At 30.1% G+C, this 25,172-nt stretch carries 20 protein-coding genes and 1 pseudogene; 8 read left to right on the top strand and 13 right to left on the bottom strand.

Going from position 1 to position 25,172, the window contains the following annotated elements:
• Window positions 1–941: 941 nt before the first annotated feature.
• The 13 genes from AC1EUY_RS00005 to AC1EUY_RS00065 form a co-directional block, all read right to left on the bottom strand.
• Window positions 942–3,116, bottom strand: coding sequence for a peptidase domain-containing ABC transporter (locus tag AC1EUY_RS00005; protein ID WP_480193466.1), 2,175 nt, complete (start codon window positions 3,114–3,116; stop codon window positions 942–944).
• On the bottom strand, window positions 3,094–6,252 hold the full coding sequence (locus AC1EUY_RS00010; protein ID WP_480193467.1) for a lantibiotic dehydratase: 3,159 nt from the start codon (window positions 6,250–6,252) through the stop codon (window positions 3,094–3,096). The genes AC1EUY_RS00005 and AC1EUY_RS00010 overlap by 23 nt, the downstream gene beginning before the upstream one ends.
• A complete protein-coding gene (locus AC1EUY_RS00015) occupies window positions 6,242–7,192 on the bottom strand; it encodes an LLM class flavin-dependent oxidoreductase (RefSeq protein ID WP_480193468.1) in 951 nt (316 codons plus the stop codon). Before AC1EUY_RS00015 ends, AC1EUY_RS00010 begins: the two co-directional genes overlap by 11 nt.
• Before the next feature lie 3 nt (window positions 7,193–7,195).
• Window positions 7,196–8,425, bottom strand: a complete 1,230-nt coding sequence (locus tag AC1EUY_RS00020) for a lanthionine synthetase LanC family protein (RefSeq protein ID WP_480193469.1) — start codon at window positions 8,423–8,425, stop codon at window positions 7,196–7,198.
• Complete coding sequence (locus AC1EUY_RS00025; protein WP_480193470.1) at window positions 8,422–9,606, bottom strand: lanthionine synthetase LanC family protein; 1,185 nt, start codon at window positions 9,604–9,606, stop codon at window positions 8,422–8,424. The genes AC1EUY_RS00020 and AC1EUY_RS00025 overlap by 4 nt, the downstream gene beginning before the upstream one ends.
• 141 nt (window positions 9,607–9,747) lie before the next feature.
• Window positions 9,748–9,924, bottom strand: coding sequence for a class I lanthipeptide (locus tag AC1EUY_RS00030; RefSeq protein WP_480193471.1), 177 nt, complete (start codon window positions 9,922–9,924; stop codon window positions 9,748–9,750).
• A 64-nt stretch (window positions 9,925–9,988) separates the two neighbouring features.
• A complete protein-coding gene (locus tag AC1EUY_RS00035; RefSeq protein ID WP_480193472.1) occupies window positions 9,989–10,162 on the bottom strand; it encodes a class I lanthipeptide in 174 nt (57 codons plus the stop codon).
• Window positions 10,163–10,233: 71 nt separating this feature from the next.
• The gene (locus AC1EUY_RS00040; protein WP_480193473.1) at window positions 10,234–10,410 is read right to left on the bottom strand and encodes a class I lanthipeptide; all 177 of its coding nucleotides are present in this window, start codon (window positions 10,408–10,410) and stop codon (window positions 10,234–10,236) included.
• Between the two features lie 115 nt (window positions 10,411–10,525).
• Window positions 10,526–12,889, bottom strand: a complete 2,364-nt coding sequence (locus AC1EUY_RS00045) for a TonB-dependent receptor domain-containing protein (RefSeq protein WP_480193474.1) — start codon at window positions 12,887–12,889, stop codon at window positions 10,526–10,528.
• Between the two features lie 132 nt (window positions 12,890–13,021).
• The gene (locus AC1EUY_RS00050; protein WP_480193475.1) at window positions 13,022–13,705 is read right to left on the bottom strand and encodes a response regulator; all 684 of its coding nucleotides are present in this window, start codon (window positions 13,703–13,705) and stop codon (window positions 13,022–13,024) included.
• A 5-nt stretch (window positions 13,706–13,710) separates the two neighbouring features.
• Complete coding sequence (locus AC1EUY_RS00055) at window positions 13,711–15,738, bottom strand: tetratricopeptide repeat-containing sensor histidine kinase (RefSeq protein WP_480193476.1); 2,028 nt, start codon at window positions 15,736–15,738, stop codon at window positions 13,711–13,713.
• A gap of 85 nt (window positions 15,739–15,823) precedes the next feature.
• Window positions 15,824–15,982: a hypothetical protein gene (locus AC1EUY_RS00060; RefSeq protein ID WP_480193477.1), complete on the bottom strand. Its 159-nt coding sequence runs from the start codon at window positions 15,980–15,982 to the stop codon at window positions 15,824–15,826.
• Window positions 15,983–16,197: 215 nt separating this feature from the next.
• A complete protein-coding gene (locus AC1EUY_RS00065; RefSeq protein ID WP_480193478.1) occupies window positions 16,198–16,923 on the bottom strand; it encodes a LytR/AlgR family response regulator transcription factor in 726 nt (241 codons plus the stop codon).
• A gap of 143 nt (window positions 16,924–17,066) precedes the next feature.
• Between AC1EUY_RS00065 and AC1EUY_RS00070 the strand changes: the two genes are divergently transcribed.
• From AC1EUY_RS00070 to AC1EUY_RS00105, 8 genes and pseudogenes are all read left to right on the top strand, one after another.
• The gene (locus tag AC1EUY_RS00070) at window positions 17,067–17,912 is read left to right on the top strand and encodes an RteC domain-containing protein (RefSeq protein WP_480193479.1); all 846 of its coding nucleotides are present in this window, start codon (window positions 17,067–17,069) and stop codon (window positions 17,910–17,912) included.
• 274 nt (window positions 17,913–18,186) lie between these two features.
• Window positions 18,187–18,465 carry a helix-turn-helix domain-containing protein gene (locus AC1EUY_RS00075; protein WP_480193480.1) on the top strand — a complete coding sequence of 93 codons (279 nt, stop codon included), beginning with the start codon at window positions 18,187–18,189 and terminating at the stop codon, window positions 18,463–18,465.
• A 68-nt stretch (window positions 18,466–18,533) separates the two neighbouring features.
• Window positions 18,534–18,998, top strand: coding sequence for a hypothetical protein (locus AC1EUY_RS00080; protein WP_480193481.1), 465 nt, complete (start codon window positions 18,534–18,536; stop codon window positions 18,996–18,998).
• Window positions 18,995–19,657 carry an ATPase gene (locus AC1EUY_RS00085; RefSeq protein WP_480193482.1) on the top strand — a complete coding sequence of 221 codons (663 nt, stop codon included), beginning with the start codon at window positions 18,995–18,997 and terminating at the stop codon, window positions 19,655–19,657. Before AC1EUY_RS00080 ends, AC1EUY_RS00085 begins: the two co-directional genes overlap by 4 nt.
• Before the next feature lie 176 nt (window positions 19,658–19,833).
• Window positions 19,834–21,354 (top strand): patatin-like phospholipase family protein, encoded by a 1,521-nt coding sequence (locus AC1EUY_RS00090; protein ID WP_480193483.1) that lies wholly within the window; start codon window positions 19,834–19,836, stop codon window positions 21,352–21,354.
• 30 nt (window positions 21,355–21,384) lie between these two features.
• Entirely contained in the window at window positions 21,385–23,361 is a 1,977-nt protein-coding gene (locus AC1EUY_RS00095; RefSeq protein WP_480193484.1) for a hypothetical protein, read from the top strand.
• On the top strand, window positions 23,354–24,718 hold the full coding sequence (locus tag AC1EUY_RS00100; RefSeq protein ID WP_480193485.1) for a ComEC/Rec2 family competence protein: 1,365 nt from the start codon (window positions 23,354–23,356) through the stop codon (window positions 24,716–24,718). Before AC1EUY_RS00095 ends, AC1EUY_RS00100 begins: the two co-directional genes overlap by 8 nt.
• Window positions 24,719–24,839: 121 nt before the next feature.
• Window positions 24,840–25,072, top strand: a pseudogene (locus tag AC1EUY_RS00105) (ATPase); the annotation flags it as partial.
• Between the last annotated feature and the right edge of the window lie 100 nt (window positions 25,073–25,172).

Genomic DNA, 25,172 nt, shown 5'->3' on the forward strand with positions numbered 1-25,172 from the left:
AAATAAAACTCTTGTTTTTTAGTAAAAATTCGTAACTTAAAGTATCAAATCATCATAGATAAAATGTTCTATAACGTGCAAAATGCGATATATATATTGGCATAGGTGCCGGAAAAAAAGTTGATGTATTATATTGACAATGCAACATGTTCCGTAAAAATCATATCCCCTTTTCTCGCCCCATCTCTTATTAAAAAACTTATCGACCTGCATAATAGGAACTTCCATGTAGAATTAATCACGACAGATGATATAGAGGGCTATTATGGTGATTTAGAAAAGAATATCCATAAACTGATTATCCAGTACAGTAGTACATACTGATGAAAATGCACGTTTATCTGGAAAACGATAGTAAATAGCAAAGTTTATCGTTTTTCTCTTTGTTTTTTTATTGGCAGAGTCTATCTCTTGGAGTTTCTATAATACTAAAGAAATTGATTCTATTCGGTATTTAATTTCTATATTAGGGATATGTATTGTATTGGGCTGGTTTTTGAATATCAAAATTAAAAACAAGCGAATATTTACATATACATAGAAGCAATTGTTCCCTTTTATAGCCCTTTTTTCGTCAAATGGCCACTACGATAGTGATATATACATCTATAGTAAAATGAATATCATAGATGATAGGATTGTTTTTTAGGCACATTCAATTTTTACTAAAAGTGGTATACAAAACAATTAAGAAATCAAAATTAGCGTGACAGATTGGGAAGCTTGTATGAAGAATCAATTGAAATCACATCACTTTTTATCCCTAAAAAGGAAACAGATTTATTTTGTATAGTACTCAATAAGCATTAAAATAATTGGCTGATTATTAATTTTAAATTTAAATAGCATTATGACAATTAACAATAATACAATCATAATTATAATTAATCCATATTTGACTAATAAGAATTGACCTTTATTTAATTCTTTTTGTAAATCCATTAAGTTCCCAATTCCAGTTGATTTTTAATTAATTTGAAATAACCTCCTCTATTATTTATTAGCTCTAAATGAGTTCCTTTTTCAACTATTTCTCCCTTATCTAAAACTAATATCTGATCTGCGTTCTTGACTGTACTTAATCTATGGGCAATTATTACAACTGTTCTATTTTTAAAAAAAAATTGTAAATTATTTTGAATTACATTCTCATTTTCTGCATCCAATGCACTCGTTGCTTCATCCAAAAAAACAAAGTTAGGGTCTTTGTAAATTGCTCTAGCGATTAATATTCTCTGTCGCTCTCCACCAGAAATACCATTACCAGAAGCTCCTATTTTTGTATCTAATTTCATTGGCAAAGAATTTATGAAATCCTCAATATTTGCTATTTTTATTGCATAATTTAATTTTTTTAAATCTAATTTATCTCCAGTAATTATGTTTTGCTTAATGGAATCAGAAAATATATATCCATCTTGCATAACTACACCACAGTTATTCCTCCAGCTTTTAGGTGAAATTTCAGATAAATTATGTTTATCAATATAAATGTCACCCGCTGTTGGCTCATAAAATTTTAATAACAATTTCATCAATGTTGTCTTACCGCTCCCACTAGCTCCTACTATTGCTGTTACTTTCCCATTAGGTATTTGCAGGTTTAATTTTTTTAATACATAAGGAGATTTTGGGCCTTCATATTGGTAGCTTAAATCATTTACAATAATCCCTTTAGCAATATCGTTTACAGCCCTAGCATACTTCACCTGATTTTTTCTTTCTTCATCTTCTAAACTTTCGACTTCCATTAATCTCTCAAAACTTAACTTAGCATCTTGCAATGATCTAAAAAAGTTAATCATTTGACTTATTGGAGAGTTCATTTGTCCAATTATATATGAAATTGCTAATAAACCACCCAATGTTATGTTTTCATTAATCACTTCTTTAGCGGCAATATACGTTACAAATATGTTTTTAAACTGATTAATAAACTGAAAACCTGTTAATTGATATTGATCTAGTTTTAATACCCTTTGGTTTACTGCGAATAACTTCAATTGTATTTTACCCCACTCTTCCTTTTTATAATTATCAAAATTATTAAGTTTTATCTCTTGAATACCATTTATTAATTCATAAATAGATTCTTGATTTTCTCCTTTTTTTTGAAATAAATAATAGTCTAATATTTTTCTTTTTTTTAGGAAAACTACCGACCAAATAATTGATATAAGAGTCAAAATAGTATAACTAATTGCGATTTCAACATCATAACGTAATAGAACTAAAAAGAAAATGGAAAAACTTATAAAAGAAAACAATGTAATTAAGCTTTGTGAGGTTAAAAATGTTTCTATTCTTTCATGATCTTGAATTCTTTGTTGAAAATCTCCAACGACTTTTGTGTCAAAAAAATTAATTGGGAGCTTTAAAATTTTGTTTAAAAAGTCAGATAAAATTGAAATATTAACTCTTGTTCCTAAATAAAGAGTAACCCAATTTCTAATCACTTCAATAATTGTAGTACCTAAAAACAAAAATACCTGAGCTAAAAGCAATAGCAATACAACATTCAATTTTTTATTTTCAATTCCTTCATCTATGACTTTCTGAGTTAGAAATGGAAAAATTAAAGTAATTAAACTACCAACCATTAGTCCTAAGAAAAGTTGAAAAACTTCTTTTTTATATGGTTTTATATATTTAAATATTTCAAAAAAGGTAGGTTTGTTTTTAACTTTTGGCGGTATTAATTCATAAAATTTTTCTGTTGGACTAAGAAATAGAGCTATACCCTCCCCATCTTTATTGCACCAACTTTTTTTAAAGTCTTCCTCTTTAATTGAAATAGCTCCATAACCAGGATCAATTATTTTATAACTTGATTTTTTTATTTTAGTAATAATAACAAAATGCCCCTGCTTCCAATGTAATATTGAAGGTTGGTTTAAATTTTTTTTCAGATCTTCTAAAGTAAGTTTAGTAGCAAATGTCTCAAAACCAATTTTTTCAGCAGCATCATTCAAACCTAAAAGACTTACACCATCACTGGTTATATATGTAATATCTCTAATATATTTCAATGGGTAATTTTTTCCATAATTATTTGATATCATACTAAGGCAAGCAGGTCCACAATCCATTTGGTCATATTGAGGAATAAATTTCATCTGATTTAAATGTTTTATACTTTTTTAATCCTTTTTCTTTCTTGTAGTACTTTTCAAGAAGACCGTAAAAAACTAACTCATGCATACCTGAATTAGCTGTTATAAACCTATTAACTGTCATATGTATATAATGACTAATTAAATCTTTTATAATAGATTTAGACTCATTTATTAATCTGGAATCTATTATATTCTTCAATGCAATGTTTCGTTTATGAATTAATCTGGAATATGAATCTTTATTTAGTATTATTTTATGAATACGATCATATTCTTTTCTAAACTTTCTATCAATTTGGACTCTAATAATTTTATTAGAGTTTAACTCAATAGATATACTTTTATACATAGTATCTAGCATCGAGTATTTTTCTTCAAGAGAAAAATTAAACAACTCGAAATAAGTATCTATGCTCTTAAGACAATATAGCCATAAATCGTCTTCTCTATCATCTTTTTTCAAAGACTTAAGTAGCCTAACAATCATTGTACTGTCTTCACTGAAAACCGTCTCGGTTTCTTCGATATATTTCCCGTGATATCTTTCTACTTCTCTTTCGTATGTACAAATATCCAATTTCCAAACAATACCATTTGAAACAGTCTCTTTAAAACAATTATTAAACATATCTATAACCCTTCCTTTTTCTTGCTCATTTATTAAATGTAGTCTTATTCTCAAATGAAAGTCAGGATCTTTATACCTAATAAAAAACCATTTATCTATTATTTTACCTTTTTTGAGTTTTTCAATAATTTCATCAACTTTACTTATCAAAATCTTATTCGCTACATTTATTCCTGTGAATATTTTAAAATATATCCATTCATCGCATGGAGGAAAACTTCTTTTTATATCCTCGTATTTTATCTTAGAGTCAGTGTCAATCGGTTTAGGTTGACTATAAAAAGACATTAAGTATTCATTACAAAATGAATTTGTTTTATGATCTGAGATAAATTCAACAACTATAATTCTTTTCTTTTTTTCTAATTCTTCAAGTAACCAATCTACCATATAAGGATTTTCTAAATCCAATAATATTGGCTCTCTATTGTTTTCCAGTAATGAAATAAGATTTGGAATTTTTAGCTTCTTCAAAAACTTTTTAAAATTGCAACCCAAATCTGTTTCCCCATTTTTTGTCTTAAAATCATTAAAATCAGAATATTTAATATTCCACCTTGCTAGAGAGAAAATAATTTCCTCTCCATATTTAATTCTTGGAATAAAGTCAAAATATTGATAAAAAAGATGGTTTAGATGTAGGTCGAGTATATTACTTCGATATTGAGATTGAAGGTCACATAAAAAATGATACACAGGAAGCGTGTCTCTGTGGTAATTCTGAGCAGAAGATAAGAAAGGAATTATTTCCTTTTGATTTTTATCTTTTAGTTTAATATTACCATCAACTATACTTATTGATATATCTTTTAATAAAACTGTTTTTGTTCTACTACTAGCTTTTGATAAAATAGAAATTTCACAATCTCTATCAATATTTCTAATAGAAATATTTCCAGCTCTGTATGCAGGTAAGTGAATTATTTCTGCCAGTAATTTGTTTGGAAATATTTTTTTTTCAGTTTTTGTAATTTCATTAGCAAATTTTCTCATTTCATCATCACTTGATGTAAAACGACCAATATAGTGCAAAGCAGTTGTACTCCCTACTGACAGTAAAGAAATAGTGTCTTTAATTTTACTGTATAAAACTGAAAATGTTCCTGAAAATGCCTTAGTATTTTTCGCCTCATTAAGAGCATCTAAGTCCTCTAATTTTAAATCTATTTCTGTAGCATCATTTTTAAGTGCTTTAAGAATAGTTTTAAACCAAAAACCATCGATATTTTTATTACTAGAAAATTGCAGTTCATTATTTGGGTTCTCTATTTGATTAAAATCTATGTCGTCAATAACATTAGAAAAAGAGTTAAAATCATTTTCATCTTGGATATACCCAATACCAGTTACATTATCTAAAACTGACAACAAAGGCATTTGCCTAGCCTCATATCGTTTCATATAAGCTTCAATAAACTTATTTAAATTTCTATTTGGAACATACTTGTTTATAAAGTTTTTAGGTGTAAATACGGATAATATTTGAATAGCTTTATTAATTTTTTTTACATCTTTATGAAAAGAAAAGTCTTTTTTTTGAGGTAGTATTTTTTTAAAGTTTGTATTGACTAAATATTTAGGATTAAATTGTAACTTCGATTTTAGGGCAATATTAATTATCTCCTTGTATTTAGAAATATTATTATACTTAGTTGTATTATCTAAATCTATTAGACCTTTATCTAACTCATTGAGTAAGTTGAATACTGATTTTATATATTCATTAGGGTTCTTCATAAAGTTTTCTTCAAAAAAAACTATCAACTGCTTTAAAGGTGACTTATGATTTAAACAGGTATCTAATGAGCTTCTTATTATTTGTGATTTTATTAACGCATGTAAATACTCATCTATTTCGTGTTTTTCTATTCCCTCAAGGTTATCAGACAAAATATTATGAAGTTCTTTTAACGATAACCCTCTTTCTATTTTTTTTAAGACAAAATTCAAAACCTCATCTTTATTAATAGTTGAGAGTTTAAAATTTATGTCATTGGTGTTTTCTACTACTTCTATATACCTTATTTCATTTCCTAATGTGTAATAGGTATTATTTGGAAAATATTTAAGTCTTGATTTTATTTCTTGTTTTTTATTCATACTATGAATAAGCCTCATCAAGAAAGACATATCTAAACTAGAAAACCTATCATGGGAAACATCCACACGATCATTGTTGGAATTTTGTTCCAAAATTGAATATGTTGAAAATAATCCAAAAGGGACTGGATTAGAAGTAGTTCTGATATAGTACTTTAAAATACTTCGTATTATTTTTTTTTCTTTTTTCTCTTTATAATTATAACCGTTATAAAACTTTTCCCATTCATAATATAATTCAGGAGATGCTAGAAAAATCCCTTCTTTAAAAAGTGAATTATTAAAAAGTTTTTTCACAAAAGGTGTAATTTCTCTTTCTTGCTTAGGAATTTTAAAAAAATTGCTGAAAAGTAAAGTAGGTTCTCTTAAAATAACTTTATCAAAACAGAGTAGTTTGTTATCTTTCATATACTTCGTTAAGTTGTGTTAATTTAAATTTTTCAGCTATTTGAAAAATACTATTAATTTTTTCTTCATTATTAGAGTTAATATCAAAAAGAATAAACTCATCAACACCATAAGAATCTCTATATTTGTTTAATAAATCAAAAAGTGAGTTCAAAGTAACTGGTATAATTTTCCATGCTTGCGATAACGAAACTCCCTCTTTTTTACAAGCTAACTCAAATTTTACCTTAGCTTCTTTAATTGTTTTTCCAATTGATATACCAACTGCTATATTAACTTTAGGGTAAAATCCATTTTGGCTAAAAAACATTTCCTTATGCTTTATTAAATTTTCTTTTTCCAACCCAATATCACTAGTCCCTTGACCATGAAATAAAGACCTAGAAACATTAAATTTATATTTAATTATATCATCAAAATTATTGTATGAACTAGATAAATACCAAAGCTCCGGTAAATCTCCTTTAAAAGGGGGGATTATCACCTCTTTTTCTTCGAAATTGTATTGCTCGTTATTTATTAAATCAGCTATCTCAGAAATTTTTTGATTATAAAACCCTTTTTTACTAAAGTCTATTTTTTCTTTTAAATACTTTATCCCAGGATTACCTTTAGCCAAACCTAAATCTACTCGCCCTAAAAAGAGATTATTTAATAATTTAAAGTTTGTTACAACTGAATATGGTTCATACATTTTAATTAAAGTTCCTGCTGAACCAACTCTAACATTTTCGGTCATACCTGCTATAATTGTAAGTAGAATATCAGGATTTGTATATGGAATTCTTGGGTCTGGGCCATGATGCTCTCCTAGCCAAAACCTAGTATAATTCAACCTGTCAGCTACTGTAGCATATTCTATTATTTCATTTATAGCACTTAATGAATTTTTATCGCCTCTATCTCCAAATTCTAAAAGACCTAATGATATATCATTCATAGCTTAAATATTTATTAAATATAAGTTGTTTATTATTTCAATTTTATTACCACTGACAGCATACAAAGACACAGCTCCTCCTAACCAACCAGTTAAAATTTCTAAATCCCTATCTCGAAAAACACCTTTAACCATTCTTTGTTCCATGAAGCTTAAAGTTTTCTCTTTCCAAAAATCTATAGATTTTTCGTACATGCTATTTGTAGTTAATTTATATAAGCTGTAATACATAATTAAAATTCCACTGCTCCCATGACACATATGGAAATTCCTAACAGCAGTTTTATCTTCTTCTGTTCTATTTAGAGTACTTTGTGATAATAAAGTCGCTATATTTAAAATCTCATCATCATTAAATAGAATAGAAGTTTTATGCATTACTAAGGAACGACTTAAGTCTCCGTTACACCAGCCTAATCTATTTGTATAATAGTATTTATTGTTTTTATTCTGTCTAGAAAATGTAATTTTATTATTAGTTATGTTATAAGGGAATAAAGAACTAAAATCAGATAATTTTCCTCTTATCATATCAACATCTACAGTAATATCTTTTCTAAATAGACATAAAGATTTGGTAGTTTTTACAGCTATTTCTTTTACTTTATATTTTCTTATTCCTTTAATATAAAGGTTAAGGCATATAGATATGATTGCAAAACTGCCGTGTGCTATACCAAAATTAATCCCTTCAACATAAGGGTCATCAAAATTATTATAGAATAAAAAATCATTATCTACTGCGTATTCATATAGTTTATCTACTACTTCATTACAATAATCAACTCTATTTACTTCACTTAGATAATGAAGTAATCCTACAGCTCCATAGAAAAAATCAAATCTTTCTTCTTTCAACATTGTTAAGCAGTTTTCATAAGCACTATCACTAATTACATCTAATTGTTCTGAGTATTCCTTACCTAAAGCTTCCTCTTTCAACAAGACATTTAATAAGATACCTAAGCCAACTAGTCCATCTGCCAGTGTTATATTTTTAATTATTTCTGATTTATTTTCCGATATATCAGCAAAGATACTTTCAAGTACCTCTTGTGTCTTTAACAAAAAACTATCTTCATTTTCAATCTTATAAACTAAGAAGGAATAAAGTGCTAAACTTAATTTTCCTGAAAAAATACTTTCATCTTCAAAATCTGATATTTCAGAGTGTAAAACTTTCTCATTAATGAAAGAAAGAACCTTATTAATTCGTTTATCTATTTTTTTCATAAATCTTTATAATTTAGAAAACTTAAGTACTCATGTGATTGAGAGATTAATTGAGTATTAATCAAAGCTAATCCAATACCTATTAATCCGTGTTGAAAAGATAATTGAATTGTTTCATCAAAGCCATTTACATACGTTTTGTAACCTACCCAACTCGATTTATGGTTATTAAAATTAATAACACGATTCATCCAATAGTCAGCTGCCTTTCCGTAATTAGCTGATAGTTTTTTGAATTTATCGAAAAAACCAAAAAGTCCTGAAGCTCCATATATTAATTCAGCATCTTTTATGAAAATCCCATCATCATCTCTGAAGTTAGATGCATTATCTAAGATTTCCTCCCCAATTTTAAAGTAATCTATATCAACATATTTTCCTAAATGTAAGAAAGTATAACCTATACCAACATCCCCATATCCTAAACACTGGTAACTATTTTGATTTTTTTCTTCTCTTATATCAGTGAGAGGGAAAAGAGTATTTGGTACTTCTTGTTTAAAACTTAGTAAAAACGAAGTTGATTTTTTAATCATTTTAATGCATTTTTCTTTTTCTAATTGATTTTCTACCATTCTAGACAAAAAATAAATTATTCCAGACATCCCATGAACAAAACCTAACTCAACTATTGGATTTTCTTTATTTCGCATTGGAAATTTCCAGAAAATAGATTTTGTGTTTTTTGATATTGATAATTCATCAATAATGTTTAGTAAAGAAATCAAATCTGATTTATTGTTTATTGTAAAAGTTTCTCTCAGGTTTATTAAATAATTTCCAATATTCAAAGCTCCTCTTAAAGCTCCTAAATCTTTATCTTCTATTTTATCTTTTAATAATTTTAATATAGGAGATTCAATTTCTTTAATTAATTTTAAAGCATCATGCTTTTCAATACATTCTTTTTTATATAGAAAACAAACATATTCTCCCAATTCTATTAGATCGAACATTGAAAAATCCTCAACCTTTCCTTTACCTAAATATGCTATTGCCTTTTTTAAATAATAATAAGTTTTACCTAAATTTTCTTCTTTCTTAGTGTATAGGTAGTAGTAATAATAAAATAATGAAAGACCAAGAATACCGTCTTTTAAGCTAATAGAATTAAATTTATTTCTCGATTTTCTTAAAACTTTTTCTATGTCATGTATTCTTTTATCGATTTTATTTATCATATCAATATTGCTTCTGATATACAGGATTATCTTCGTATAAACAACAAAGAGGATAGTTAACTAGCAGGAAGTTCATCTTTTTTAGGTTGATAAAAGTGATACACAAAGCTTTTGAAATTTTGTGTATCATATTTAGGACAGTTATTGTGTACCAATTGCCCCCTCATCTGGTACGCATGTATTCACTCTACAAGTACATTTAGGACCACTTGAACTAAACACTTTACCTCCCTTTACTGTAGCCATTTGACTTTCTTGAAGTTTTGATAATGTTTCTTTATCAAGCTTTAATCTTTTTTTTAATTTGATTTTACTCATAATAATTATTTTTAGATTAATAAATCAGACTTAATACCATAGTTGATATTAAGTCTGAATAGTTTTATGCAAAAGCTAATTCTTCTGTACCATTACAAGAATTATCTCTACAAGTACATTTAGGACCACTTGAACTAAATACTTTACCTCCTTTTACAGCAGCCATTTGGCTTTCTTGAAGTTTTGATAATGTTTCTTTGTCAAGTTTTAATCCTTTTTTTAATTTGATTTTACTCATAATAATTATTTTTAGATTAATAAAAATGGCACACAAAATTTCAAAAACTTTGTGTGCCATAGTTAAGGCAACTACTCTGCACCAATAGCAACCTCTTTTGGCTTACAAGAGTTGTCTCTACAGGTACAAGCTGGTCCGCTTGAACTAAAAACTTTACCTCCTTTTACAGCGTGCATTTGACTCTCCTGTAGTTTAGATAAAGATTCTTTGTTCAATTGCAACCCTTTTGTTAATTTGATTTTACTCATAATTAAAAATTTAAAAAATTAATAAACAGGTTCTTTTAAAGTCGTAACCACTCTTGGACTAACATATGCATATGTATTTTTTATTTTCTAAATAAGAACTGTCATTTTCTAAGTTTTAATCAAGTCTATCTCTTTCACTTTCATTCCCAAAACTCACTCTTTTTCTCTTAATCTTATTATTTCCAAATTTATAGCGTATAGAAAATCTTATTCTTTGCCTATCATACTCTAATTGCCTATTGAAACTTATGCCGTTTGTTTCACTTTTAAGTCCCAAATTATTTGAATTTAGAATGTCTTGGAAGTTCACTGTAAACAGCCATTTCTTACTTAAAGAATTATATCTTAAGCCTAAATCAAGATTATATGCGTCAGATAAAAAATATACTCCATCTACTCCTGATGATGAGTACCAAAAATTTAATTCTCCAGAAAGTTGTTTATTTGAGGTTACATGGAAAGAATTATTAATTTGAAAATAATAATTGAAGCCTGCTTGATTATCTACAGTGCTGGCTATCAAAGAGTTAATTTCAGAATAGTTAATATTGAATTGTAGATATGAACTCAACCAATTTACAATTCCTTTTAAGGTGTACGATTCCGTTAAACCTAATGAATAACTGTTAACAAAATTTTCCCAAATTGTATATCTTAAATTATTTGAATTTTCAACTATTGTTATTTGATCAGAACCATTATTTGTTTCAGAATAATATAATGTAGTATTTAAATTATTTTTAAATGAATGACTAAATTCCAAATTATCTATAAAATAAGGTTTTAAAAATGGGTTTCCTTCCGAATAAATAAATGGGTTAGAATACCAACGAAAAGGGTTTAATTGAGAATAATTAGGTCTATTGACTCTTTTTCCATAACTCACAGAATAGTTATTTTTCTCATTAGGAGAATATGTTACATAAGCAGAGGGAAATAATTGTGAAAAATTATTTTCGCTAATTGTGTTCCCTTGTGTTAAACTTATAGAAGTCCCCTTAGTTTGTGTAAGCTCTAACCTTGTTCCAAATTTCAAACTCCATTTACCTAAATTCTTTTGAAAGTTTATGTATAGTGCTTGTATATCTTCATTATATTTAAAATCATTAGTTCTGCTTGGATCAAGCATAAAATCGTCATTAATTTTACCAAATGTTTTGATTCCACTACTAGTCTCAATAAATGAAAGTTTCGTTCCAACTGACATATTTAGAAATTTATAAGGAAGAGTAAAGTCAGCAGAAGCTGTGAAAAAGTTAATTTCTTGAGTTGAATTAAACCTTTCTATTATATTAGTACTAGCTTGATTTGTTGATGTTTCATTTAATTTTTCGGACTCATTATCATAATTCAAATAATCAAAATCAACTTTCATTATTTTACCTAAAGTATCAAGTTTAGACTTCAAAAAAACATTTAAAGAATGGTATTCTTTATCAATTTCATAGTGACCTTCTGTTGATGTCAACTCGTTTAATGAGGATGAGTTATTTTCTTCTAAAGAAGTAGGATTACTATAACTAGATAGATAACCAAAACCAATATCCATTTTCGGAGAAATATCATAATTAAATTCCAATCTGCTAGAAAGAAATTTCGATTTATTCTTACTATCTTCATTTATATTTGTTATTCCTTGATTATAAAATATACTCTCTTCTTCACTTGAACCAACTGAACCAAGACCACTATTAATATTTAATGATACTGATGTTTTATTCTTTTGAAAATTAAACCCACCTCCTAAATAGCCTTTAGAGTACCTAGATTTCTGATACGTTGATCTAATAAAACCCGAAAAAGAATCATTTTTATTTTTCTTTAATATTATGTTTACCAATCCACTATTCCCATCTGCATCATATTCAGCTGGAGGATTTGTAATCAGTTCTATTTTATCTATGTTTTCAGAAGGTAATGATTGTAGGAAATCGGTTAGATCATCACCAGATAGTTTAATAATTCTATCATTGACCATAACTCCTAGTCCACTTTTCCCTATTAAAGATAATTTCCCATCATTAATTTTAAGCAATGGGGTATATTTTAATGCATCAATGGCATTACCTCCATCGATTGAAATACTTTTACTAACATTAAAAATCAACCTATCCACTTTTCTTTCAATCTGAGGCTTATTAGCTGTTATCAAGACTTCTTTTAGTTCATTTTTGCTATTAATCAAGATTATATTTCCAAAATCTTTATCACCACTTAGTATTACTTCTTGTGTCCAATCTTCAAAACCCAAAAAACTTATATTTAGCATATATTCGCCTTCTTCTACCAATAAATTAAAGGCTCCATCATTATCTGTAGTAGTACCATTAACTATCTTGTTATCTTGGTTAGTTAAATAAACATTAACAAACTCAATCGGGGTGTATAAAGAATCTTTTACAACTCCTTTTATTTCAATTTGGGAATAAGCAAAAAAGGGCAGGAATAATATTAAGTAATAAAGTTTAGATAAATTCAAAGCTTAAATAATTAAAAAATGATAACTTCTAAAACTATAAACTTCAAATCTAAATGAAGTATGGGATGCGCATAAAAAAAGTATGGGCAACCCATACTTTTTTATGACTTTAATTATATGCTAGATTAGTGTTTATATGAACCCTTTTTCTTTAGCTTTTTGTAGTAATTTTTTATCATATGGACTTACAGCATCAAAAATTTGTTTCATTCGACTTTTTCGTTTTTCAATGGCAGGAAGTGAGAGTTTTAATATTTTAGGAAGGTCTTTCATCATGGTCCCTATTGAAAGTTCAAATAACATTTTTCTATCTATAGCATCTAACAAAAAGTCGTTGGTAACTTCTTTGCGAAGCAACTTTATGACAGTCTTACTATAATATGGAGGGTCTTGAATTACATTATTAATTGCCTCTACCAAACTTTTAGGCTTAATGTCATTTTTCACCAAAAATCCGTCAGGATCAAGATTCTTAATAATACTATGAATTCTATAATTATCATTGAAAGTTGTCGATACAATAATTTTTGTATTTGGCATCAATTTATTTATTTTTAAGCCCAAATCTTCTCCGGATATAATCGTTTTATCTTTTGAAGGCGGTAAACTTATATCTAAAAAAACAATATCCAACATTTTATTTTTATCTGAATAGGAGTTTATTTTGATAACAGCGGTATCACAATCATGAGCTTCATCTATATCGAATGATACAGTGTCGTTATTTTTTCCAACATAATTAAACGCACTCTTATAGGCATTCGTTATTAAAGGATGGTCATCAATAAGCAATACTGTATATTCTTTATTATCCATATTTTTTAATGTATTGGAATAGTAAAATGTAAAGTGGTTCCTTTGCCAATTTTTGATGAAATGGAACAGATACCTTTTAATTTTTGTATTCGAGATTTCATATTTTTAATACCAATTCCTTTTTTTCGTTTATTAACATCAAAGCCTATACCGTTATCATTTACACTTACTATCAAATTACTTTTTTCTACTGAACAGTTTAAAACAACCTTTGTTGCTCTGGCATATTTAATAATATTTTGTAATGCTTCCTGTAAAATCCTGTATAAATTTATTTTAACAGTTTCATCGATTCCGCTCCAGGAAATAGTATCGTCAATATTTAATTGGTATCTAAAATTGCCCAAATTACTTTTGTTTTCAAAAAGCTGGTTTAATACAGAGCTAAAATCAATTTCAGAACTATCAAAATTAGCATTTAACTTATGGGAGACCTCTCTTATTTCTTTTTCTATAACCTGCAATTCATCTAAGAAAGATTCATATTTATTTAAGGTGTCATCGTTTCCTTTAATGTCTAAAAACCCTAAATCAACACGAATCCCCAAAAGCTTTCCAAGAATACCATCGTGCAATTCCTGCGATATTCTATTACGTTCTTTTGTTTTTTCCTCTTCTAATTTTGCCTGTTGTCTAAGCGTTAAAATATAGACCTGTTCATTGGCTTTTTGTTGTTCGGTTTCCAATAATAATCTTTTGTTTCTCAATCTCTGTATTACGATATAGTAAATAAGCGATACAAAAAGCACGATTATCAAACTTATAATCAATATCTGCATTTTTTGCTTTGATAAGCGTTGGGTTTCTTCAATATATTCATCTGTTTCGTAGGCTATTCGAGTAAATTTATTTTGAGTTTTACGGTCAAAATCTTGTAGACTATCATTATACGTAATATATTTCTCCAGATAACCTTTTGAATTTTTAATATCTAGCCTAGATAATACTTTAAGAGAAGCTAAATAATCTCGACTATTTTTTATTCTCCTTGATAATGAATTTGCTTCTTTAGCAAAATTTATGGCACTAACCGTATCACCAATAAATGAATAATATTTTGATAGGTGAATTTTGCTTATAACTATACCTGCTTTATTATTGATGCTATCCCTAATTTTTAGAGATTCGTATAAATCATTTTTTACATTAGTTGTATCCTTATTAAGAAGTTTACAATAAGCTTTATTATCTATTACTCTGGCATACTTCTCTATATTTTTGATTTTTAAACTATCACTTTCTAAAATTTTATTGAAACAGTTTAATGCCTTCAAATAGTCTCCTTTTTCAAGATATACAAGACCAATATTATTTAAACTTGCGTCATAAAAATCTTTTTTGTTCTTTAACTTATCTAAATACTCCAGAGCCTTATTATGATAAAACAGTGCTTTGTCATATTCTTTAATATCATTTTGTAATAAAGCCAAATGATTATACGACGCATATAGTGCTTCATTCTTTTTTAAGGACTTATATTTTGAAATGGCCTTTATAATTAAAATTTCACTTCCAGAATAATCCCTATAACGTCCTTTGATAAAAGACATACCATATAACATTTTTGCCGCATAGTTTTGTTGGTTTATACTCTCAAATAAATTATAGGCTTTATTATAGTGGTAGTAAGCCGTATCATATGCTACTATTTTCTTATAATAGTTTGCATTGTTCCAATACACATCTGCTAAGGCAAAAGTATCTTTAAGTTTTAAGGCCAATTGATAAGTTTCCTTATTTAGTTCTTTAAAACGGAGCGTATCTTTTAACTTTAAATATTGATAGGCAATTTCACTTAAAGTTCGGGTAGCGAAGGTGTCAGTTTCATTAGACTTTATAGCTACATAAGCTTTCTTTAAATAGAGTTTTCGATTTTTTAAAGGAAGGGTTGCTTCTTTTGAAGATTTTATCCAAAGTGCAACACTATCATTTCTTGATTCAGTTTGGATTGTTTGGACAGGTTTAGAATTACAGCCCTGTAGAATATAGCATAGGAAAAATAGTATTGTTTTATGTACGATTTTCAATCTCAAGAAAGGTTTGTTTATAAATACAAATCTAAAAAAAGCCTTTAACTTATTATGTCAAAGGCTGTTTGATTTTATAATTTACAGAATGCTATCCCTTTTCCGTTTGATCAACATCTTCTCCGTCATCTCCAGTGGCTTGTATTTCAGTTTGGTTAATTTCTGAGTCTTCTGTAAGATCATCAACAGTACAGGAAACAATAAAATTAGAGAGTAAAACTAAAATAAATATACTTTTTAAGATTTTCATAAATGCAAAATTTTAAGATTAAACAATAGTGTATTTAGCTACATAAATAGCAGCCGTTTAAAATTGTGCACAATAAAAGCGTTAGTAATTTTTATAACGCTAGTGAAGCTCCGATTACAAAAATACTATCAAGAGATGAAGATGATAACCTAAAAAAGAGGTAATTAGTAAAATCTACACACCTGTTAGGAAAATCCTGTTTCTATATAGGGAAATTAATTTAAGGTAATAAATGCTCTATTAGATAAAGTTGCATTTATAGTATTAATGTTCTGGATAAACGTTTTTGTAAAAGGAATTTTATGGGCAGGAGCTTTAATAATGCAAACTGACTTCCCGTATTGGATTCTGGAAACATGCTTGCTATTTATAATATAGCTTTTATGAATTCTTAAAAAGAATTTTGGCAATGTGTTTTCAAATGTTTTTAATGTTTTATAAGCACCTATTACAGATCCATCTTTCATATGAAAATCAGTGGTGTTATTATCAGCTTTCAAAAAAAGGATATCGGTAGTATTTAAATATTGATAATCCTTATTCGATTTAAGACATATAATATCACAATTAGATGATGGATATCTTTTTTTATATCTGAGAACACTTCTATACAAACTGAGTTCAGTAAGCGGTTTTAAAAGGTAGTCGAAGAAATTATACCTAAAAGCTTTATACGCATTTTTTTCCGAAGAAGATAATCCGATAAAAGCGGGTAGGTTTTTATTATGTTGGTTGACATCTAAAAGGAAATCTGAAAAATTATCAATGGTAGTATCCATATCCAAAAAAACAATATCAGGATTTTTCTTAAATATCAGGGTAAGTGCTTCACCTTCATTATCAGTATTGCCGGAAAAGGTAATATCTTCAAAACCATCTAAAACGCTTCGGATGCTTCTTGTTATTTCAACTTTCTTTTCTATAATGATGTAACGCTTCAAAACATAACATTTAATACCTGTAAAATATACCCATTAGCAATACAATCACCGTATGGCTGTCCCATAAAAATAGTATGGATAGCACATACCAGTACTATTAAGAATTTAAAGAGCTTTCTATTTCATAATAAATTCAAGACAAAATGAAAGCTTATAAGGAAATAGTAAGAAAATTAGATAGCGAACTGGATATATTGGAAACCGAAACAGAAGATGTTTTGATAAAAGCAGAAAAAGGAATTAAACTTACCAAGAAAGCCTTAAAAGGTATCCGAAATCTGGTTGCCGATTGCGAGTTTAAAACAAAGCAAGATGAAATATCATTTTTCAAAAAGACAAAACCAAGACTTTTTAGCAGGCTTATTTATTATGTAAAACTGTTTAACATAGAAAGCAAAAGACCTAGGAGCAGCAGTAAATCACAAATCAAATATTTAAACAAACATATAGATAGGCTTCAAAACTATTTTAACGATAATCTGGAATTTTATCAGTATTACCGTAGAAATGCCACATCATTAGACGAGCAATACTTTTTAAGAGGAAAAGCTGATATACGGTTGTACTCCGATACTTTTCATTTTTTTACCGATGAACAATTTTCTACTAGCCATGATAGTACGGTTGCGACTATTTTAGCTTATGATTTGCTCATAATACACTTAAAGACTGAAATAGATAAACTAGAAAAATATAACGAAAAGGATGCAATTAATCCTCCTTTTAGAAAAAAATCAAAACTTTTTTGGACAGGGCATAAGACAGATTTAATAGAATTAATCTATGCCTTGCACAGTAGTGGGGTAATCAATAGTGGTACAGTAGGCATTAAAGAATTGGCAATAGCTGCGGAACGTTTGTTCAATGTCAATTTAGGGAATTACTATCATACTTTTGTTGACATTAGAGCTAGAAAGGTCAATAATACAAAGTTCATCGATGTGTTAAAAGAAGCATTATTAAAACGCTATCGGGAATCTGATGCCTAAAATACCATACCTATACCCAAGTTGGGTAAAATCAAAATCCTATCCCAATTCATTTTTTTATATCGAAATGGTTGCTGCACCATTTTAGCAAGCAACTAAATAGAACTAATATAACCCATTAAAAATGAGCAAATAAAAATACCCTACTTGGGTATAGGTATAGAATAAAAACCGATATTACTACTCAAATTTGTAAAACGAAAGTCAAATCACGGTAAAGCTGTCATTTAAAAATGAATAACCTTGGCAGCTTTACTTTTTAAATCGTTTTACTATGGCAGCAACAATTATCACTACAGAAGATTTGTATGAGTTCAAAATGGAACTTATAGAAGAAATCAAACAACTATTTAATCAGAATTCAGGAAGTGTAACCAAAAAATGGATGAAGTCACCCGAAGTGCGTGAACTTCTTGGTATCTCACCAGGCACTTTACAAAATCTACGAATCAACGGCACAATACCCTACACCAAAGTTGGTGGTGTCTTGTATTACGATTATCAAGAAATAATGCAAGTATTGGAGAATAATCGCGTGCATAATAAATTCTGATTTTGGAGGGTATAAACTACATCAAGCACCTTAATAGAGTCTTGACTTTATTTTCAAAAGATAATCGATTGAATCCAAGTCATATTAGCTTATATATGGCATTGTTTCAAATATGGAATGACTATCACTTTAAATCTTCTTTTTATATCAATCGCGCCGAAACTATGGATTTATCAAAACTAGGTTCAAAAACCACTTATCATAGATGTATTAAAGAATTAAGTCATTGGAAATACATCTTATACGAGCCCTCACACAACCCATTTCGAGGTAGTAAAATTAGGATGTTCAATTTCGGGACAACTTCTGAACAACCCTTGGACACCTCCCATACCAATATCGAGACAACTTACGAACAAGTAGTGGTATCTAAAGATAAACTTATCAAAACAGGAAGAAACAATACAAACAACTCAAAACAAAAAAATTATAAAAAAAAGAACTTTGATAAAAGTGAGAAACCTAAAACAACTGTGCCATATCAGGACAACTTAAAGACAACAACGGATAAAAATTATAACGAGCCCTTATGAAAACCCCGACACCACATATCATTTTTGAAGCTGACAAGCATTATGAACTTGGTAAGCTAAAAGGCAATCAAATCCTCTATGATTTTGACAAGATATTGGTATATCTAGATGCCAAAGGAAAATTGTTGTTTGGCAATAAATTCAAGATTTATAAAGAAGATAGAAGCATACTTTACAAACTCTGCAACTATCAAATCAGAGATTATCATACCTGCAAAAAAATAGGCATTAACCTGAAGAAAGGCATTTTACTTTCTGGACCAGTAGGCTGTGGTAAAACCAGTTTAATGAAACTCATTCGCCATATCACACCACATTACAAAGCCTATGAAATGATACCAACTCGTAACATCACCTTTGCATTTAATTATATTGGCTATTCCACTATTGAACAATATGGAGATAGCCGTTTTTATTGTTTTGATGATTTAGGTGTTGAACCTACGGGACGCTTTTTTGGAAAAGATTGCAATGTAATGGGTGAATTGTTGCTATCTCGTTATGAGTTGTTTTTAAATCATCGTGTAAAAACTCACGGAACAACCAACCTTAATGCTCAAGAACTAGAAGAACGTTATGGTAACCGGGTGCGCTCTCGAATGCGTGAGCTTTTTAATTTGATTGGGTTTGATAAAGGAAGTAAGGATAAAAGGAGATAGATTGATTTGTATTATAGTTTTTTGTATATTTAAACATTCCCTTAACTGTCTTAATTAATAGCAGAGATTAAGAATTATTTTTTTTAAACTTTAAAGTAGATAGATATTGAATGTCTAACTGTTAAGTATTGGACTATTCTTCTCGACAAACTTTTAGTTTATAAAGTTAAATTAATATGGGGGACATCTTCAAGTCAATAGCACTGTGTTTTTCAGGAGGAGGTTATCGAGCAGCTTGTTTTTCCTTAGGAGTTTTGTCATTTTTTGAAGAAATTGAGCTTCTCAAAAACGTTAAGGCAATATCTACAGTATCAGGAGGGACCATAACTGGTGTAAAATATGCACAAAGCCAACATGAAAGTAAAGAATTTGATGAATTCTTTAAAGAGTATTATAAATGGTTGAAAGATGATAAACTTTCGGGGAGGGCAGTTTCCCATATAAAAGGCACAAAAGTTTGGAAATCCCCTGAAAATAAACATAAAAAAAGAAATCCCATTAATGCCTTTGCCGTTGAGTATAATAAGGCTTTAAAAAATACCACTCTTGGTAATGTTCAAGATACCATATTAAAGAAGAAAACCCATTTGGAACGGGTAGTGTTCAATGCCACAGACTTTAGTACCGGGACACCGTTTAGATTTCAAAACGTTGAGGGTACAAATTTCAGATTTGGTAATACTGAAGCACATAAATACAAAGTGCTTATGGATCAAGTAAAGTTAGGGGATATATTGGCCTCATCCTCAGCATTTCCAGGAGGCTTTGAGCCTATTAGATTTCCAAATGACTTTGTTCCCGGTGAATATAAGGATGATGGGATTGGTTTGATGGATGGGGGCATTCTCGATAACCAAGGGTCTTCGGCGTTTATAAAAAACAACCCCAAGAACAACCCACATGATTTGATCTTTGTTTCCGATGTGGCGTCACCCTACATGAAACCTTTTCAATTTGCAAAAAAGAACAGGTTGACGAAAATATTGAAATGGATTTCAAGTATGCCAATATTTGTGGTTACCGTGATACTTACAATAATCTCATTCAAATATGAAAAATGGCCATTATATACTATAGGAATAATTCTATCGACAATAATGTTGGCAATTCAAATAATCCTTTACGTTGCTTCCGTTCAATTAAAAAAAGCTACAGGAATTGAACAAAATTTAACCATACCCCCGGATAGGTTCGGAACCTATTTGATCGATAGGGCAAAATCGCTATTGAAAATGGCCGGTGAGGTATTTTTAAAGAACGACCGTAGGCAAAACACAACTAACATTTACAAGGACTATTGGAAGATTACAACAACAGCTGCCATATACGAATTAAGGTGTGAAGATAATAATGGAAAGGATATCAATAAACCAGAAAATGTTAAGGAATGGGACAAAATCAAAAAGTATACGGGTGATATTCCAAGTAACATTAAAAAAGTTGCTAAAGAAAGCGCAAGCTTTCGCACTACCCTATGGTTTAGTAAGTCGGATAAGAGAGATAATACTTTAGATAAAGTAATAGCCAGCGGAGAGTTTACCGCTTGCTATAATTTAATTGCCCATTTGGTGCGCAAATACCCTCAAGAAATTAGTGAAGAAAATAGTGTTGCCAAAAAACTTTTGAAACGATTGTTAAAAGAGTGGGTGAAATTCGGGAAAGATCCATACTTTTTATTGAATAGTAGAAAACCCTAGCCAAGTAATTATAAATAAATTTTAGTAAATATGCCAGCTTATAGACACCTTAAAGGATACACCCTCGATCCTAGTTTTTCAACGCTTCTTTCGACCTATACGATTAACGAAAAAGTTTATCGTATACGTTGGGAAGAGGAAATTTTACCAGGACCCAAGGGAGATTATTTAGAGGTCATTGATTTTGACCCACCTAACAACTGTTGGTATAAGCCAGTTGATATTAATGACGTCAATATCTTATCACAGAATGGACTTACACCAAGTGAAGGAAACCCTCAATTTCATCAGCAATTTGTTTATACCATTGCTATGAGAATAATTGAAGTTTTTGAAGATGCCTTGGGAAGAAAGATTATATGGCGACCAAGACTATCAGAAGATGATAAAGGGAGATACAATGAAGAATACATACCTCGTTTAAAATTGTACCCACATGCTTTGTTGGAGCCAAACGCATATTACACCCCGGAAAAAAAATCTATTCTGTTCGGATATTTCAAGGCCAAAGACCTTTTACAGGGTGTAAATGTACCGGGAAGTACAGTATTTACCTGTTTGTCACCAGATATTATAGCTCATGAAATGACCCATGCCATTTTAGATAGTATCCATCCACACTTTATTGAGAACACCAATGTAGATGTTGGAGCATTCCATGAGGCATTTGCCGATACAATAGCATTATTAGAGCGGCTAAACAATAGAGACCTTGTTGTGCACCAATTGACATTTGCAAAAGGTAGATTGGATAATGAATCCATATTTGGAGAATTGGCTACACAGGTGGGTCAGGCAATTGGTTTTGGGCATACTGCACTTAGAAGTGCGATAGGCACTAAATCAGGTGATGGTTGGGAAAGGAGAACACCAGATAGGATGGCATTAAGAACTACAAACCAAGTTCATGATCGTGGGGCAATATTTGTAGCTTGTATTTTTGATGCATTTATAAGACTATATAACCATCGCACCAATGATCTTTTCCGTATAGCCAACCCTGGTTCGCTACTGCATCCTGATCTCATTCAAAGACTAGCGACAGAGGTACTTGAAATTAGCCAGAACTTACTAAAGATTTGTATTCAGGCACTTGACTTTGTTCCACCTTGCGATATTACCTTTGGTGATTACATTCGGGCATTAATAACGGCAGATTATGAAATGGCTCCAGAAGATGATGGTGGTTATAGAGTAGCTCTGATTGAGGCATTTCGTGAATGGGGTTTTAGTGTTGACCGGGTTAATACAATGTCTATCGATAGCCTAAAATGGAATCCGACCAAAGAAATGTTCGATGAGGAATTTGATAAAAATGCTCTGGACATTATTATAAAAAATATTAGACCCAAGATTAGAGAGCTTTTAGGCCTTAAACTGCGAGAGAATATATACAACAAAACGAAGGAAATCAATGCCATTTTACATGCTATCATAACAAAAGGATTGATCAATCTTCAGGATAGTGATAGCCATATAATAAATGAACTCAATTCTTATTACAGTACCTACAATGACCATTTAAAAGGAGACAGGGAGAAGATAGATAGCATGAAGAACAATCCAGAATGGACTAGTTTTTTAGAAAAGTTGGGGTTAATGCCCGATATGAGCTACCAACATACTTACGAAGGAGAAATAGTCCCTTTTAGTAATGATTTTAAGCTACAAGTGTTAAACGTTCGGCCTGTCTATCGTACTAGTCGTGAGGGAGCACGAATAGATCAAGTGGTGGTAACCATACTACAGACACTAAGGGTAAATGAGAGAGGGCATGATCTGGACGGGCTTAAATTCAGAGGAGGTTGTACCCTTGTCTTCGATTTGTCTGAGACATCTGCCCTTAACTATGCAATCGTAAAAAGACTAACAAGTCCAAGGAGGTTGAAAGAGCAATTGGAATATCAAACAGGTATGGATAATTATTATGTTGACCAAACTTCGTACATGGACGAGGATATGGCTTTCAAACCATTAAGTATACAAAATTTACACACACATGAATGATCATCTAACAACAAAGGTACGTATGTACCGAATGCATGAGCTCGGTGACTGTTTCTTATTGTCCTTTGAACACAAGGACGTAAAAAGCCATGTCTTGATTGATTGTGGTTCTTTTAGAAACTCAAATGCATCTTCAAAAAAATTCAAGGAAATTACATCCGATATTCGTAATATAGTTGGAGATAAAGGCCTTGATCTGGTGGTGGCCACGCACCAACATAATGACCATATGTCAGGGTTTCAATATGGTAGGGCTGATTTTGAAAACATTGGGATCAATCAAGTATTTCTTTCTTGGTTGGACGATGAAAATGATTCTCTTGCTCTTGATATTGGAGAACAACATGATAAGGTAGTCAGGCGGTTAGCTGCTATTCGAGGGATATTGAAGAAGAAGAAAATCAAAGAATTGGATCCTGTCCGTATGGCTTTGGATGAAGTGGTTGACGAAAGGAGCTTTAGTCCGGACAATTCTTTTACAGGGAAAGCCACACAATTTTTAAAAGAGGCTGGGATAAATCCCATACAATATCTTCGTCCGGGTCAAATTGTAGATGTTCCCAACATGTCCAATGATATAGTTCGCATACATGTTTTGGGACCACCAAGGGATTACAAAGCTATTAGGTCTACTAATCCAAGAAAAGGTGAGTCATATGATAAGCATCTAGCAAATATTATGTTCTCGATTGATGAATTGAATAATGCCTTGCAAGATCAATCGCCAGACCCTCACTTCCCTTTTAATAATAAATTTAGAGAGATTCCTGCCGATAAAACCAAAGCTAATGCTTCAACAATTGCTCAATATAGAGAATATAATAAGGTAAAATGGCAGAAAATTGATCATGACTGGTTGAGCATTGCTAAAAGATTTGCCCTACATCTCAATTCTTATACCAATAATACAAGCTTGGTTTTAGCTTTTGAACTGGTAAAATCAGGTAGGATATTACTTTTTGTTGGAGATGCTCAGGCTGGGAATTGGCGATCTTGGGATTCAATAGATTGGAAGGACAGTAAAAACCATCTTGATATTGATGTCCTTTTAAGGAACACAGTATTCTATAAAGTTGGTCACCACGGTAGCCATAATTCCACATCAAAAAAAGCTTTAGATCGCATGACTCATGAAGATTTGGTCGCTTTTATCCCTGTGAATAAAAAAGATCCGAACTTAACCAAAAAGAATCCTTGGAGAATGCCAGCCAAAAACCTATATAAAGAGCTTAACAAGAGAACCAAAGGACGAATGGCTAGAATGGATGAAGGAAAGGTCAGACGAAAAAAGAACAATTGGAAACCTAGAAGCCTGAAAGTTGATCCTTTGTTTGTAGAATATACAATCAACGATTGAAGTTGAAAAACTAGTACTGCTTTAAAGAATGTACCGCATTTCCAATTTCGAGAAGCAATTCCAGATGGAATGATGCTTTTCTATAATTGAAAGTAAGATTTACCCTTACCTGTTGCTTTATGATTTGGGCGTAGAACTTACTGGTAGATTCTTTGGAAAAGATTGCAATGTGATGGGTGAAATACTACTATCACGCTTTGAGCTTTTTTAAACCATCGAGTTAGAACACACGGCACAACCAACCTCAACGCTCAAGAGTTGGAAGAGCGATATGGCAACAGAGTTCGCTCTCGAATGCGTGAGCTATTTAATTTAATAGGGTTTGATAGAGAGAGTAAGGATAAGAGGAAATAACCTTATAAACTGTTAGGATTCAAAACTTAAGTAAATAACATTTTATTATATTTATAGTCAATAACATCCAATATATTAACACTTAAGAGCTAATGGATTT

The sequence above is a fragment of the Maritimimonas sp. 2210JD6-3 genome (genome assembly GCF_056591795.1).